The 15,324-nt window shown below is 40.0% G+C and carries 15 protein-coding genes; all 15 read right to left on the bottom strand.

All coding sequences use genetic code 11. From position 1 onward, the window contains the following. Position 1: 1 nt before the first annotated feature. Positions 2 to 985 (bottom strand): 3-oxoacyl-ACP synthase III family protein, encoded by a 984-nt coding sequence (locus TEL01S_RS05445; RefSeq protein WP_012003121.1) that lies wholly within the window; start codon positions 983 to 985, stop codon positions 2 to 4. Positions 986 to 998: 13 nt separating this feature from the next. Further along, positions 999 to 2,684 carry an alpha/beta fold hydrolase gene (locus tag TEL01S_RS10705; RefSeq protein WP_028843191.1) on the bottom strand — a complete coding sequence of 562 codons (1,686 nt, stop codon included), beginning with the start codon at positions 2,682 to 2,684 and terminating at the stop codon, positions 999 to 1,001. Between the two features lie 3 nt (positions 2,685 to 2,687). After that, positions 2,688 to 3,566, bottom strand: a complete 879-nt coding sequence (locus tag TEL01S_RS05435; protein WP_012003119.1) for a branched-chain amino acid ABC transporter permease — start codon at positions 3,564 to 3,566, stop codon at positions 2,688 to 2,690. A 2-nt stretch (positions 3,567 to 3,568) separates the two neighbouring features. Beyond that, positions 3,569 to 4,267 (bottom strand): ABC transporter ATP-binding protein, encoded by a 699-nt coding sequence (locus tag TEL01S_RS05430; protein WP_012003118.1) that lies wholly within the window; start codon positions 4,265 to 4,267, stop codon positions 3,569 to 3,571. Further along, positions 4,260 to 5,030 (bottom strand): ABC transporter ATP-binding protein, encoded by a 771-nt coding sequence (locus TEL01S_RS05425; protein ID WP_012003117.1) that lies wholly within the window; start codon positions 5,028 to 5,030, stop codon positions 4,260 to 4,262. Before TEL01S_RS05425 ends, TEL01S_RS05430 begins: the two co-directional genes overlap by 8 nt. A gap of 50 nt (positions 5,031 to 5,080) precedes the next feature. Continuing rightward, positions 5,081 to 6,244 (bottom strand): ABC transporter substrate-binding protein, encoded by a 1,164-nt coding sequence (locus tag TEL01S_RS05420; protein WP_028843192.1) that lies wholly within the window; start codon positions 6,242 to 6,244, stop codon positions 5,081 to 5,083. A 14-nt stretch (positions 6,245 to 6,258) separates the two neighbouring features. After that, complete coding sequence (gene fabG, locus TEL01S_RS05415; protein ID WP_028843193.1) at positions 6,259 to 7,005, bottom strand: 3-oxoacyl-[acyl-carrier-protein] reductase; 747 nt, start codon at positions 7,003 to 7,005, stop codon at positions 6,259 to 6,261. A 13-nt stretch (positions 7,006 to 7,018) separates the two neighbouring features. Continuing rightward, positions 7,019 to 7,723 carry an ABC transporter ATP-binding protein gene (locus tag TEL01S_RS05410; RefSeq protein ID WP_028843194.1) on the bottom strand — a complete coding sequence of 235 codons (705 nt, stop codon included), beginning with the start codon at positions 7,721 to 7,723 and terminating at the stop codon, positions 7,019 to 7,021. Next, positions 7,723 to 8,439: an ABC transporter ATP-binding protein gene (locus TEL01S_RS05405; RefSeq protein WP_028843195.1), complete on the bottom strand. Its 717-nt coding sequence runs from the start codon at positions 8,437 to 8,439 to the stop codon at positions 7,723 to 7,725. Before TEL01S_RS05405 ends, TEL01S_RS05410 begins: the two co-directional genes overlap by 1 nt. 14 nt (positions 8,440 to 8,453) lie before the next feature. Beyond that, complete coding sequence (locus tag TEL01S_RS05400; protein WP_028843196.1) at positions 8,454 to 9,365, bottom strand: branched-chain amino acid ABC transporter permease; 912 nt, start codon at positions 9,363 to 9,365, stop codon at positions 8,454 to 8,456. Beyond that, the gene (locus tag TEL01S_RS05395) at positions 9,362 to 10,276 is read right to left on the bottom strand and encodes a branched-chain amino acid ABC transporter permease (protein ID WP_028843197.1); all 915 of its coding nucleotides are present in this window, start codon (positions 10,274 to 10,276) and stop codon (positions 9,362 to 9,364) included. Before TEL01S_RS05395 ends, TEL01S_RS05400 begins: the two co-directional genes overlap by 4 nt. Before the next feature lie 52 nt (positions 10,277 to 10,328). Further along, positions 10,329 to 11,558, bottom strand: coding sequence for an ABC transporter substrate-binding protein (locus TEL01S_RS05390; protein ID WP_028843198.1), 1,230 nt, complete (start codon positions 11,556 to 11,558; stop codon positions 10,329 to 10,331). 21 nt (positions 11,559 to 11,579) lie between these two features. After that, positions 11,580 to 12,881: an acetyl-CoA hydrolase/transferase family protein gene (locus tag TEL01S_RS05385; protein ID WP_028843199.1), complete on the bottom strand. Its 1,302-nt coding sequence runs from the start codon at positions 12,879 to 12,881 to the stop codon at positions 11,580 to 11,582. Positions 12,882 to 12,892: 11 nt separating this feature from the next. Further along, positions 12,893 to 13,924 (bottom strand): 3-oxoacyl-ACP synthase, encoded by a 1,032-nt coding sequence (locus TEL01S_RS05380; protein WP_028843200.1) that lies wholly within the window; start codon positions 13,922 to 13,924, stop codon positions 12,893 to 12,895. Positions 13,925 to 14,105: 181 nt separating this feature from the next. Continuing rightward, entirely contained in the window at positions 14,106 to 15,299 is a 1,194-nt protein-coding gene (locus tag TEL01S_RS05375; protein WP_028843201.1) for a TetR/AcrR family transcriptional regulator, read from the bottom strand. Between the last annotated feature and the right edge of the window lie 25 nt (positions 15,300 to 15,324).

The raw sequence follows: 15,324 nt of genomic DNA, 5'->3' as shown, positions 1-15,324 counted from the left end.
CCTACCACCTGAAAGCTACCGCAACCTGCTGAAATCCAACTCCTGAAGTCAAAAAGATCAGAACCTTACCCTCCATGTTTCTCATCTTCCCACAGTCGAAAGCATCATCATAAGCCATGTAAACACATGCAGAACCTGTATAACCATATTTGTCCATTATCATATGAGTTTTGTCTTCACTCATGCCAAGAATTTCCATGACTTTCAGTATGGTTTTCTTTCTCACCTGTGTGAAAAACATCATTCCGATTTCTTCTTTTGAGATCTTACATTTTTCAATTAATTTGTTGATTAGTACAGGCCAGCCTTCTTCGTTCACAGTAGCAGGATAAGCCGCCCTCAAGTCGAGTTTGTGAAGACCTCTATCAATGCCTTCGATATTCATAGTTCCAGCACCCATGTAGATGCCCCAGTTATGCCACCAGCTTCCATCACATCTTGAAACACTTCCAAGATAGCCTGGTTTATCATCTGCCGTCAATATCAAAGCACCAGCACCATCGGAAAACAGAGCTTCCCAGGAATATTTCCAGTTCAAAAACTTTGTCATAGCATAGACACCTATGACTAAAACATTTTTGTAATCTCCGAGTGCGATGTATCGAGATGCTATGTCAAGTAATAAAGCACCATTTGCGCATGAGGCATTAACGTTAAAGGCCAGTGGTTCAGCTTTATTTGCACCAATCAGATATTGAACTCGAGCAGCATCAGGTGGAGAAACAGCTTCAGGTGTATCTGTACCAAGTATTATCAAATCGATCTGCTCTGGTTTCATATTGATCCTCTCAAGAGCTTTTTTTGCAGCCTCTGCTGCCATAAATGTTGGCGTTTCATGAGATTGAGATATGTGCCTGTGATTTATACCTATCTGCTCGGTAAAATATGGATCGATGACCATATTGGTGATTTGTTCAAATTCTTTGTTAGTCATTATTTTTTGTGGGACATACATACCAGAAGAGATTATTTTCGCATATTTCATCGTTTTTACCTCCTCACAGATAATTTTTAACAGTTTCTATGAAAAGATCTGGAACTTCAACAAATGGAGTATGCCCGACATTTTCAAGCACAATTAACTTTGCTTTCAGTACTTCGGCTGTTTTTAACATCTGTTCTTTTGTCAGAAGCGGATCTAAATCTCCATAAACAACAACAGTTGGAACAGAATAAGTATCGATAGATAATCTGAACTTTCCAAGTTCTATCGCGTGAGTGTATATACTTTCCGGATTCATTTTGAGGGCATCGTCAACAAGTTGCTCGAAATACTTTTTATCTTTAAGTTTCCTCAGAAGGCCAGTTAATGATTTTTTAAGCAAAATCCTGCTTCTTTTGTAAAATTTCAGATATGGGAGATTCTCATTTGGAGTAACAAGTCCGTCGGCAGGGCATGGATCAACCAGTATAAGAGAAGCAATCGAATCTGGGTATTTCTTGGCAAGTAACATTGCCACTGCGCCACCAAGGGAATGGGCAATAACAGATGGTTTTATTTGCATCTTCTCGATAAATTCATGTACGGAATCTGCGTAAAAATCGAGCGAAACTGTTGATCGTGACGAATCGCCGAAATTTGGCAAATCTATGGCTATTATTTTATACCCATGAACTTTTTCCATCATTGGTTTGTACCATCTGTAAGAACCAAAATTTCCATGAATACACAGAATAACCTTTTCTCCATCTCCACTTTGAACATAATGCATTTTTCCAAAACTGAGTTCCACATAATCTCCATCGGGTGATACTTTTTTTCGCTTGAAGATTATCAGCGGTAGTTCGGCCCAGTTAAACCAAAAACGTTGCGCGTAATATGCTATACCTCTTGGCATAAAGAGCACAACAAGAACAAGAACCGAACCAAAAATGATTGAAAGTGAGAAACCTACCCGGCTCAGGAAAAAAGGTAAAACTGTATAGAACACAGCGCCAAAAATCGGCCCGGATACCATACCCATTCCGCCAATAACTACTACAGCGAGCAATTCTAAAGATTTACCAAGACCAAAATCAGCTGGTGATATATACCCAATAACGTGGGCATATAAAGCTCCTGCCAAACCAGCGTAAGCAGAACCTATTACAAAAGAAAGTACTTTGTAATGAGTTAGATTGACACCCAAAACATTTGCTACCAATTCGTTTTCTCTAATGGCTTTCAATGCCCTCCCGGTTTTTCCATTGACAAGTTTGTTGAAAAAATAGAATGCAACGATAATTAATATCAGAATGATGTAATAGCTTTCGAGCTCACTACCTAATTTTGTTATGTTGCGAATTCCTATGTGACCACCTGTAAAATTTTCGAGAGCGCCAAAAAGTTGCTCTATTGCTATACCAAAACCCATCGTGGCTATCGCCAAGTAAAAACCAGCAAGCCTGAGTGCTGGAAAACCCAGGGCCAGCCCGAAAATACCACCAATAGCTGTAGCACATATCAAGCTCAGTGGCAATGGTATTGATAGTCTTTGTGTTAATATTGCTGAAGTATACGCACCTATACTCATAAAAGCTGCGTGACCTATGGATACCTGTCCCGTATAACCCATTATCAAATTCAATCCCATACCAGCCATTGTGTAAATCATTGTCAGATTCATGATAGTTAAAATGAAGGTGCTTGATTTGAAAATAAATGGAAGGACAACAAGTGTAATTATCAATAAAAGCCAATGCATTTTTCACACTCTCCTGACTTCCCGGCTTCCAAAAAATCCCTGCGGTCTGATGAGCAAAACGGCAATTATCAATGCCAGCGAAAAAGTTGTTTTTAATTCATTGCTTATATATCCACCAACGAAAGTCTCTATAACACCGAGGGTGAGGCCTCCCAAAATCGCACCGGCAAAACTGTCGAATCCCCCTAAAACAGCTGCTGTGAATCCTTGGAGCTGATAAAAAAGCATCATGGTTGGTGAAACATATGTTTTTGGTGCCCCAAGCAGAGCGACAACAGTACCGACAGCGGTACCGATCATCCAGGAAATAGAAAATACACGCGAAGGATTAATACCCATTAATTGAGCTACATTTTCATTTTCTGAAACAGCTTTGATGGCAATACCTGATCTTGTATATTTCAGAATGAAAAAAATCGCTACAGATACAGCTATCAAGATGCTGAAAACAAGTATATCCTGCCTTCTGAACACAACTATGCCGAAATTTCCCCTCAAGATGAACGGGCGTCCCGTTACAAGCTCTGGAAAAGATTTATATTGTGTACCCCATATTTGAACCACAAGACCTTCCAGAATCATAAGAATTCCAAGCGTGATAATCAACATCGAACTGTGTGAAAGATTTCTTATTGGCCTGAGGGTATATTTTTCAACAGCAAAACCGAATAGAGCAGCTACAGGTATTGTGAAAAGCAAAGCCCAGACTGGCCCTACTCCAATTGTTACGAAGGTGTATGCTATATAAGCCATGAACATGGCCATATTTCCAAAAGCGAAATTCATCAACCCGGTTGTTTTGTATATAATTACAATACCGAGGGCTACTAACGAATAAAAAGAACCTGTCGACAATCCGAGAATCAGTCTATTTAATATCATAATCATCCTCCCAGATACTGCTCAACAATTGTTTTATCTTGTAATAAATCTTCTGCAGATCCTTCAAGAACCACTTTTCCTGTTTGAAGAACATACGCATAATCGGCAATTTTTAACGCGCTGAACGCGTTTTGCTCAACTAAAAGCACAGTTACACCTGTTTCATTGATCTGTTTGATTGCTGCCATCATTTCAACAACCAGATTTGGTGCTAAGCCCATTGAAGGTTCGTCAAGCATCAGAAGCTTTGGTTTACTCATCAAAGCTCTTGCTATGGCGAGCATTTGTCTTTCTCCTCCAGAAAGTGTCCCTGCAAGTTGCTTCGCTCTGTCTTTGAGTTTCGGAAAAATAGAAAAAACAAGGTCAAACTCCCCTGAAATACCACCTTTTCTCGTATATGCACCTGCTTTCAAATTTTCCATAACGGTCATTTTTTGAAAAACCAATCTGCTCTCGGGGCAGAGAACAATGCCTTTTCTCACTCTTTCATAGGCTGGCAACCTGTCTATTCTTTTCCCTTCAAAAAATATTGAGCCATGAGAAAGATCATTCAAACCAGCAATTGCCATTAAAGTAGATGTCTTGCCCGCTCCATTTGCCCCAAGTAATACAGTAATACCTTTTTGCCGTATATCCATGGAAATTTCCTTCACAGCAATGACAGGTCCATATTGTACTGTTATACTTTTTATCTCAAGCACTTTCACTCTCTCCCAAATATGCCTTTATAACTTTCGGATCTTTTCTAACCTGCTCAGGTGCACCTTCACTTATCTTTCTGCCAAAGTCCAGGACTGTTATTTTGTCTGAAATACTCATAACGATGGGCATATCATGTTCAACAAGCAAGATGGTTATCTTCAATTTGTCTCTTATTAATCTGATTATTTTCTTGAGCTTTTCTGTTTCAACTTCTGTCAAGCCAGCAGCTGGTTCGTCAAGAAGCAGCAGTTTTGGTTTGCTCATCAATGCCCTGCCAATTTCGACCATTTTTTGGGCGGCAAATGGAATCATTCCGGCATAACTCAAGAGCCTTGTTTTTAAATCAAGAAAATCTGCTATTTCGAGGGCAGATCTGTACATATTCCAGATTTGTTCTGAACTTTTTTTATTTGGAATAATCTCATTCAGCATACTGATATTCAACCTGCTGTGATAACCAAGGTACAAATTTTCCAGGACAGTCATATATTTAAACACAACAACACTTTGAAAAGTCCTGCTTATACCAAATTTGACAATTTTATGTGTTTCTTCTTTTGTTATATCGGTACCGTCAAATAATATTCTTCCAGCTACTGGTTTGACAACCCCTGTTATGACATTAAAGACCGTTGTCTTTCCAGCACCGTTGGGACCTATAAGAGAATGAATTTCACCTTCTTTTACATTCATAGAAAAATCTTCAATGGCCGTTAAGCCTCCAAATTTGACAGTTAAGTTCCTAATATCCAGAAGTGACAATTTTTCACCTCCATAATGAAGGGGCAATTTGCCCCTTCATTCCAAAAAAACTAATCCTGCAATGAGATGAGATCTGTTACTGGGACAAAGACGCCGTTTTCGATTTTTATGAAATACATACTGGACTTTCCTCGCCTCAAATTCGGGCCCCAGGTTATATCTTTTGCCAGGATGCCATTCCAATGATCAAAGGTCTCAAGAGCTTTTACAAGTCCTTCTCTGGTTAAATCAGAACCTGCTCGAAGCAGCCCCTGTACAAAAACTTCCGCAGCAATGAATCCGGCAACGGCATATGAGGATGGAATTTCTTTGGGATAAGTCTCCTGAAATATTGCAACAGCTCGTTCATAATCCCTGACAAATTCAGGTTTGTCTGGCGTTGCAAGTGGGACCCAGCCCGTTAGATAAATTCCTTCCACATATTTTCCTCCCAATGTAACAAGGCTTGGATCCGCGTTTGGATAGATAGTGACTATATCACTTGTCACACCATAATCTCTCAGCGTCTTGATCCATCTTATGGTATCTGTTATGAGCCCATATATAATAATTGCTTCGGGATTCGCATTCAGAACATCTACGGCGAGAGCACTGTAATCTGTTTCGGCCGGGTTGTAACTTATTTCAACGACAGGTTTCAAATTGTACGATTGTAATCTGCTGAGAGCTGCTGCATATCCTTCTTTTCCTATATCGTTTGCCATGTAAAGAATCGCTATTTTTTTCTTACCAAGCTCTTTAACAAGAAATTTAGCTATGAGCTGTCCCTCGAGGGTGTAATCTGGCTGCACCCCAAAAATATATTTCTTGGGTGGCATAACAAGTAAACTGGTCCCGGCTCCCTGATACACAAATGGTACTTTATTCTGCTCTAAATAATCCATAACAGCAAGACAACCGTATGTGCCAAGCCCTCCTACGATTGCAAAGACTTTGTCGGATTCAACAAGCCTTTTCACTTCTACCACAGTTTTTGATGGATTAAGTTGATCATCTGCTATTATGAGTTCGATTTTCCTTCCATAGACACCAGAGTTCTTGTTGACCCAGTTAAAATAGGCTTTCATTCCCTTAGACATCTCCTGCCCAATTATTGCGTAAGAACCAGAAAGAGCCTGGAAAGAACCTACGACTATTTTGTCGCTGTATACACCAACTTCAGCCAGAACAAGGATGCAAACCAGCGCTGCCAGAAGAGTTAAAAACTTCTTCATGAAAATACCCCCTTTCAGAGTTGTAAACCACCGTCGACACCTATGACCTGGCCTGTTACAAATGAAGACTCATCGCTTGCAAGGAACAGATAGACATTTGCGACCTCCTCAGGTTCTCCCATTCTCGCCAGTGCAGTTCGAGTCGTAACAGCTTCGATGATCTTGTCAGGTACCTTCTCGGTCATCGGTGTCTTGATGAAACCGGGTGCAACTGCATTGACTCTTATTTGGGCTCCTTTGCGTGCGAGTTCTTTTGCCCAAGTCTTGGTCATAGCTATCACGCCACCTTTTGTGGCAGCGTAGTTGGTCTGTCCGACATTCCCGTATATGCCAACAACTGAAGATGTGTTTATGATAGAACCTTTTTGAGCTCTGATCATGTAAGGTGCAACAGCTTGAGTCATGTTGAAAACACCTTTGAGGTTTACATTGATTACTGCATCCCATTCTTCCTCGGTCATCTTCACCAACAAAGCATCTCTTGTTATACCGGCGTTGTTCACAAGCACATCGATCTTACCGTATTTCGTGGCGATTTGCTCGACGACCTTGAAGACATCTTCCCTTTTTGTAACATTCAAAAGGTATGGATCGATCTTTCCGGGTAAATTATTCGCATCTTCAACCAACTTGTCCAACTGCTCTTTTGCCAGATCACAAGCACAAACTATTGCACCCTCCTTTGCAAAGAGCAATGATGCCTCCCTACCTATACCACTTGCTGCACCAGTGATAATACAAACCTTTCCTTCAAGTCTCATAAATCCACTCCTTTCATACACCGAGATATGCTTTCTTCACGTGCTCATTTTGAGCAAGATTTTTTGATTCGTCCTCGAGTACTATTCTACCGTTTTCGATTACATAACCCCTATCGATTACCTTTAAACCTTGTTTGACATTTTGTTCAGTCAAAAGTATTGCCACTCCTTCATTTTTTATCTGTCTGAGCTTTGCGAACATCTCTATTACTATCGACGGTTGAAGTCCAACAGAAGGTTCATCAAGGATCAATAACTTTGGACGAGCCATCAAAGCCCTACCTACCGCGAGCATTCTTTGTTCTCCTCCGCTCATTGTACCTGCCTTTTGAGAAAGCCTTTCCTTGAGAACTGGAAAAATTGTGAAAACAAAGTTCATACTATCAACAATGTGATTTCTCGCATGTGGAATATAGGCTGCGCCGACTTTGAGATTTTCTTCAACACTCATGAGTGGGAAGAGTTCTCTTTCTTGAGGTACTAAAGCAATGCCAAGACGTGCAATCTTGTGAGTTTCCATTCCAACTATATTTTGCCCTTCAAAGTTTATAGTACCACTCACCGGTCTGATCAAGCCAAGGATACAGTTTATCAGAGTTGTCTTACCTGCACCATTTGGTCCAAACAATCCAACAGCCTCTGAATCTATATTTAACGATAGGTCCCAGATAACTGGAATCTTACCATAAGCAACATTGAGATCTTTTATTTCAAGCATTAATCTTCCTCCCCCAAGTACGCCGTTATGACACGCTTGTCCTGAGAAACCTCTTGGTATGGACCTTGGGCAATTATCTCACCTCTGTCAAGGACTACGACTCTGTCGGTTAGTTCGCTTATAACGCTCATAACGTGTTCTATGACGCAAATTGCCATGCCTTTATTTCTCAAAGCTTTAACTATCTCTATCATCTCTTTCATCTCTTCATGATTTAAACCAGCCATCACTTCGTCCAAAAAGAGTACTTTTGGATCTGAAACAATTGCCCTTGCTATCTCCAATTTTTTCAACTCAAAGACGGTGAGTTTGTCGGGGTAAAAATCCTTACGCTCGAGTTTGAGAAATTCACATACTTTTTCTGCGCTCTCGATCGCTTTGCTGAGTTTTTCACCTTTTGCAAAAAGTGCTCCAACAACAATGTTTTCAAGTGCTGTAAAGTCTCTCAGTGGTCTCACAGTTTGGAAAGTCCTTGAGATACCCAGTTGGGCTCTTATATGTGCAGGTATTCCAGTGATATCTTTGCTATTGAAAAAGATTCTTCCAGCAGAAGGTTGAAGTGTTCCTGCCACCAAACTGGTAAGAGTAGTTTTACCCGCACCGTTGGGCCCTATTATGCCTAAGATTTCATTTTCCTGTATTTCAAAACTCACATTGTTTACTGCCACAAGTCCTCCGAAATATTTTGTCACATTTTCAAGTCGCAATAGTTCCATAGAAAAACCTCCGATCAATTTGATCTGATTTTATCTACTATCGTTCCATAAACACCTTTACGCAAAAAGATTATGACCAAAATGATTATTATCCCGTATATTATCAAGTGCCCATAAGGCATCAGCAACTTCAGATATTCCGAAGCAAATCCCAAAATTATAGCTCCCACTATCGGTCCAAGTGTTGAATGGATACCGCCGACTAATGCCATGGCGATAGGTAGCAATAAGAAATTTGCTGAAAAAGTACTTTCTGGTTCAACGAAAGCATATTGCTGGGCATAAATAGCTCCTGCCGCTCCCTGTATGGCAGAAGTAACAATAAAAACGAATAGCAAATACTTGAAAATATTTATCCCACTGGATTTCGCAACAAGTTCATCGTTTCTTATCGAGCTTATAGCATATCTTATTCTGGTCCTCTGAAAGATTTCAGAAATGCCTATGACCAACAATGTAAAAACCATTATCAACCAATAAGTTTTTTTTGGATCGCCATCGAATATCGCATTGAAAAGCACTTTGCCTGCTGCACCACCAGTGAGATCTGAAAGATTTCGAGCAAGTACCAAGAAAACACTGGTAAGGGCAAGGGTCGTGATGGCAAAGTACATTTCTCGGAGTTTTAGAACAGCAATCCCAACACCCAATGCTACAATTGCGGCAAATACAGCGCCAATGAATATGCTCATGATGGGAGTTATTGCAAAATCATCAACGGCTATCACCGCAGCGTAAGCACCGAGTCCGAAAAAACCAGCTGTGCCAAATGACAGTTGTCCAGTTCTCAACATCATGTCCCAGCTAAGTGCAAGGCACATGAACAACATTATCGAGCTGGCAACATGAATCAGATACATATCTACAAAAATCGGAAGAAATGTAATGAAAACCAGTATACCAATAATGAGAAGAACTTTTCTCATCTTTCAGCCCTCCGATAAGCCCTAATCGCTATCACCAAGATCAAGACGCCGAAAAACACAAGATCGGACCAGCCACTGTAACCGGGAATTGATTGTACTATTGCTTCTACTACTCCGAGAGTAATACCAGAGATCAAGATACCTGGAAGGTTTCCAAGACCAGCCATTGCAGTAAGACAGAAAGATTTCATGGTAAAAGGTCCGCCTACAGTTGGAAAAATGGAAACTCTTGGCATCATCAACGCTGCAGAAACAGCTGTCATAGCAGTTGCCAAACTAAAGGTGATAGTGTAAACCAGTTTTACGTTTATACCTACTATAGCTGCTCCTTTGGGGTTCTGTCCCACGGCAAAAGCCGCTTGCCCAAACCGTGTTTTTTTCAAAATGAACATTATCGCGAGCAAAATTAAAATAGCCGCGATGACATATAAAAATTCATATGCACCGACACTTATTCCTAAGATATTTACAGATCGAGCAGCATATGGCACGTAAATATTCCTTGGTCTTGAAGTCCAGAATACGTTCACCAGTTCAACAAAGGTGATCGATATTCCAAAGGTTATGAGTAAGAGATTCAAATGGTGTGATTTCAAAACTCTTTCAATCGTTGATTTATAAACAGCAAAACCGATCAGAAAGAGAAATGGTCCTATAAAAATCATCGAAACGATTGGATCAAAATGAAATTGGTTGAAAATCACATAACCCATGTACATTCCAAGGGTCAGGAAATCACCGTGTGCAAGATTCAACAATCCGACTATTCCAAGGATCAAAGCGAGTGGTAAGGCAACCAAAGAATAAAGACTCCCTCTCTGTAGTCCATAAAAGAAAGCATATGGACGAAAAATTGCAACTGCAATCAACATCAACAAAAAGAATATTTTCCAGTTGAAGATTTTTTTCATCTTTTCACCTCTCTGTAGGCAAAAGGCTGGGCTGTCGCCCAGCCTTTCTGTTTCATTTACCTGACCAACTCGGAAATGGATAGATGAGTTCGGCTGTGGCATATTCAAATGGCCAAATTACATGTTGCACACCATTCTGCCATTGAAGAATTTTTTGTGCTCGGAAACCTTGATTCTTAATGATTCTACTTGGTGAGATCTTTAATACTCCACCAACTGGAGATTCATATTCTATCTCTCTTAAGGCTTGAATTATTGCTTTATCATCAAGTGTACCAGCCTTCTTGATTGCTTCGATTAAGAAATAAATGTTTGTATAACCAAGTGGTGCAAAGTATGTTGCGGGTTCTTCGTTGAACTCTTTCACATATGCATCCCAAAAATGTCTTGCAATCGCACTGACATCTTTTAATGCGGGAGCCCACATGCCATAGAGAACGACTCCATTTGATAGTGGATTTTTGCCAAAATCGGCAGGCCATCCTGGAGGCGCTCCAACAAAGAGTTTCGGAGCAAAACCTATTTCCTTAGCTTGAGTCAACATTGGTATCGCATCGGCATCATAACCTGCCCAAATGAACAAATCTGGGTCATATTGTTTTGCTTGCAAAAGCATGGCTCTGTAGTCTCCTCCACCAAGAGCTGCACTTTTGAATGGTGCACCTTTTAAATCTTTCATCAATCCTGCCCAAACGCCAGTACCTTTTTTGGCAAGCTCAAATTCATCCAAGTAAGATTTAAAAGATGACGTACCAAAAGCACCTTCTTCATAAGCCAAAAATATTTTTTCGATCTTCACCTGAGGATATTTCTCTGTTATGGCTTTCCAACCTATTGCGTAACTTTCACCTTGTAGATAATCCCAAGGATGTAAGTGAAAATACCAATCTGCATCAGCACCAATGGCTTCTTCACATTTGTAAGACGCAGCTCCTATCCAAACAGTGATTTTCTTGTACTTTTTCAAAATTGGAATTTGTGCAAGATGAACACCGCTTGACATCCCACCAACAAAGAAATCCACTTTGTCGACTGTGGCGAGTTTATCCACGGCAGCAGCACCCTTCTCGGGTTTCATTTCATCATCTACTATGACCAATTCAATGGGTCTACCAAGTACACCGCCAGAATCGTTGATTTCTTTGACGGCTAATTTCATTGCATTGGCTGCTTGTCTACCGGTGATATCGGATAATGGCAAGATTGCACCGATCTTTATCGGTTTTTCAGCCAGGACAAAGAGTGCGACCAATAACACAAGAAACACAAAAAGCCTTCTCACAAAAAACACCTCCCCTCGTTTTTATAGAATTTGTAACCTACGAGCTTCACTTTTGAGAGTTTCTCGAAAATCCGGATGTGCAATTTCGATCAAAGCCTTTGCTCTTTCCCTGACAGTTTTACCTCTTAACCATGCCACACCCCATTCTGTAACTACATAATCCACTTCCTGCCGCGGCACGGTTATCGGTGAACCAGCCGGTAAAATGGGAACTATCGTTGAAACCGTTCCACCTTTTGCCGTTGATCTCAGCGCTATTATCCCTTTACCTCCCCTGCTCTTGACAGCACCCCTATGCGTATCGAGTTGACCACCTGTGCCACTGTAATGCTGAGTGCCCAATGCCTCTGAACAGACATTTCCAGTTAAATCGACCATTAATGCTGTATTAATACTCACCATTTTGTCATTCTGGCATATGACATAAGGATCGTTGACATACCTTCCTCTGAGGAAAAACACTGATGGATTATCATCAACAAACTGGTACATCCTCTTTGTACCAAAAGCAAAAGCACAGATGAATTTATCTCTCCAAACGCTTTTCTTTTTATTAGTGATCACACCAGATTCAAACAAATCTATCATAGATTCAGTAAACATCTCTGTATGAACACCCAGATCTTTTTTGTTTGTCAAAAACTTCGCAACGGCGTTTGGTATTCCCCCAATACCAAGTTGAATCGTCGAACCATCTTCAATCAAGTTACTTATATGCTGTGCAATCAGCGCTTCAGTTTCTGTAGGTTCAACCAGTTCAATTTGTGGGAGTTCATAATCCACTTCAACTACATAATGAACATCTTTTATGTGAATATGAGTATCACCATGAGTTCTTGGAGCGTTGGGATTGACCTCCAAAACGATATTCTTTGCCTGTTCAACGATATCTTTTTCATAAACTACCGATGCAGACAAGGTCAGAAAACCATTCTTGTCTATTGGTGATGCAACACCCACAAAGATGTCTATCGGACGACTGTCAAGTAGATTTGTCCCTGATTGGTGTAAATTGTTTGGAACATAACTTACGGTACCAAAATCAGCTTTCATTGCCTCTCTATTCGATTGACCAAAATACCAAGACGCGTTCTCAAAAATATTATTGAAAGATTTATCCATGTAGAATGGATAACTTTCCATATTTAGACATGTAAATACCGTGACATTGCTCACTCTATTAGCTATTTTGTGTAAATTTCTAAGAAAGAGTTTCGGTTCTGCCGGTGTCATTCCAACAACTATTGTTTGATTTGACTTTACAATACTCAGTATTTTCTCAATATCAACAACTTTGGAATTATAAACATCGTTCCAATTCACAGCAATCCCTCCTACCAATTAATCGGTTCTCTCAAGCTACCCCAACGAACAACTGCGGCATTCCAAGTCCAACCCACTCCAGCTCCCACAAGGACAACAACGTCGCCATCTTTTATCTTTCCAGAAAGTAATCCTTCTTTTATTGAAAAAACCTGATCGTTCTGGCCCATGTGCCCATATTTCTCCAAATAAGTAGTCTGATCTTCTCTAAGACCAAGTTCTCTGAGCACCGAGAGATGAGCAGATCTCTTAAAATGCAGCATTGCCAGATATGAGATGTCTTTTCGAGATAAATTGCTTTTTCTGAGGGCATCATCAATTACAAAATAGAAATTTTTGAGTGTCACTTCATTCAGTCGATTTTTGAAATTCTCTGGATCTTTTATCTGAAAATAATAGTTTTCAAGATCTTGAGGTTGTAAAGGCCATTTTTTTGTCCCGCCAACTGGTACTACACAGTCTTCGGCGAAAGATCCATCGACTATGCTTGAGATACCTAATAACACGTTTCTTCCTGAATTCTTCTTTAGTACCATTGCCGAACCGCTTGCCCCAATATCAAACATGAAAGAAGTGTGTTTGTATTGGTAATTCACAAGATCTACGTTTCTGTACCCACTTACAAGTAAAATAGTATCTATGTTTTTCTCAGAAAGCATGAGTGATCGCGCAACCTGAAGACCAACTATCATCGAGCCGCACATCGCTTCCATGTCAAAAGCCCAGGCGTTTTTTGCGCCTATTTCATGAGCTACCTTTGTGCTTGCAAGCCAGCACGGATAATCTTTGTGTTGCGCACCGTTCCAGATGACAACATCTATTTCTTCAGGTGAAATACCGGCATTTTTCAAAGCTTCTTTTGCAGCCATAATTCCCATGAAACTTGTCGTTTCATTATCACGCGGAATGTATTTCCCTCTTATACCAAACTTTTCAACAATTATATCAACAGGGATACACGCCAGATGACTCAGATCTTCGGCGGTCATGTACTTTTGGGGAAGATACGTTCCTACGCTTACTATACCTGCATGTTGCTCCACTGAAGCACCTCCAATAACATGTGACTCATTTATCAATATGAAAGATGATTCAGGTTAAATGATAACACAGCTGACTTAAGTAAGTCAATTTAAATATGCCAAAAGGAAGGCAGGTTTTCGGGCGTAAAATCTGGTAGGGGATGTAAAAACTCGTTATTACTCTCTGTTGCTCTTTAAATCATTATGATTTAAGAAACGATATACCTTTGAAAAGAAGAGGGGCGAGCTTTTGAAGATATACTGTTGTTTCCTGAATATTGCCGTGTTTTTGAACAACAAGATCTTCACCCATGAAATGACCAATTCCCATGAGGAAAAGAGCCAGATTATTTGGTGAATAGTTTTTTAACTGACCAGATTGAATTGCCTCACTCAAAGGAGAAAGATAGCTGTTAAAAATTTTTTCATAATAGTTGCGCGATATAGATGGATTAAAAAATTCCGCTTGCCTGACTATAAGATACATTTCCGGGTGCAACATAAAAAACTTAAGAAATGCCATGAAGCCTGCTATTTCTGCGTCGCGCCTATCATGAAATCTTTTTATAGCCGTCGAAAGTGTTATTCTCAAATTTTTATTTGTAGTCATAACCAGCTCCTCGAGAATCTCTTCCTTACTTTTAAAGTGCACATAAAATGTTCCAGAAGCCACATTAGCGGCTCTTGTGATATCGCTAATCATTGTGTTTCTATATCCCCTTGTTCCAAAAAGTTTTTCAGCAGCCTGTAAGAGCTTCATTCTCGTAGAAGTTACCTCTATTTTAAGGGGTTTAACGTCTATATAGAAAACAGACCTGTCAAGTTCATGGGCATCAGGATCAAATCCCTTCATGAGAAATTCAACCAAGTCGTCAATGGTTCTCCTGTCAACTTCGTAGTCGGCGTGAAGAGATTTATATATGGCTATAAAACGAATCGGACCTGTAATAAACCATCTGAGAATCATCTCTTTTGTTTTGTCAAGTGTTTCTGGAAAAAACCTGTGCAAAACTTCATTCAAAGTTTTCTCTACCCGCCGAAAAGTAGCCTTTCTTAAATAAACTGCCTCATGCAAAATTCTATAATGTTGCCTATTTCTGGAAAAGAAAGCAAGATAATTCATCAAAAAAGACTCCAGAATTTCCTCTGTGTCCCTTCCGTCAATTTTAATCATGAGGTTGAAGAATTTGTTGAAAGAATCTTCAAGTATTTTTCTATAAATAGATTCCTTATCTTTAAAGTACTGATAAAATGTTGCGTTTTTCACATTTGCTTCACGCGCGATCATAGGTATCGATACACCGTAGTATCCACGATCTGCAAAAAGCCTTGTGGCACTATTCAAAAGATTGCTCAAAGTTTTCTTTCCATCTGATCTTTTAGGTTGTCTGCGCACAGATGTTCCCCCAATTGATCCCATT

The organism is Pseudothermotoga elfii DSM 9442 = NBRC 107921, from assembly GCF_000504085.1.
Taxonomy (GTDB): Bacteria; Thermotogota; Thermotogae; order Thermotogales; family DSM-5069; genus Pseudothermotoga_B; species Pseudothermotoga_B elfii.
This window is presented reverse-complemented; position numbering and strand designations above follow the sequence as displayed.

Bases quoted from the DNA above. Each gene is read 5' to 3' on its own strand.
- TEL01S_RS05420 (WP_028843192.1), bottom strand. From the start codon at position 6,244: ATGAAGAAGTTTTTAACTCTTCTGGCAGCGCTGGTTTGCATCCTTGTT.
- TEL01S_RS05395 (WP_028843197.1), bottom strand. From the start codon at position 10,276: ATGAAAAAAATCTTCAACTGGAAAATATTCTTTTTGTTGATGTTGATT.
- TEL01S_RS05445 (WP_012003121.1), bottom strand. From the start codon at position 985: ATGAAATATGCGAAAATAATCTCTTCTGGTATGTATGTCCCACAAAAA.
- TEL01S_RS05435 (WP_012003119.1), bottom strand. From the start codon at position 3,566: ATGATATTAAATAGACTGATTCTCGGATTGTCGACAGGTTCTTTTTAT.
- fabG (WP_028843193.1), bottom strand. From the start codon at position 7,005: ATGAGACTTGAAGGAAAGGTTTGTATTATCACTGGTGCAGCAAGTGGT.
- TEL01S_RS05405 (WP_028843195.1), bottom strand. From the start codon at position 8,439: ATGGAACTATTGCGACTTGAAAATGTGACAAAATATTTCGGAGGACTT.
- TEL01S_RS10705 (WP_028843191.1), bottom strand. From the start codon at position 2,684: ATGCATTGGCTTTTATTGATAATTACACTTGTTGTCCTTCCATTTATT.
- TEL01S_RS05410 (WP_028843194.1), bottom strand. From the start codon at position 7,723: ATGCTTGAAATAAAAGATCTCAATGTTGCTTATGGTAAGATTCCAGTT.
- TEL01S_RS05400 (WP_028843196.1), bottom strand. From the start codon at position 9,365: ATGAGAAAAGTTCTTCTCATTATTGGTATACTGGTTTTCATTACATTT.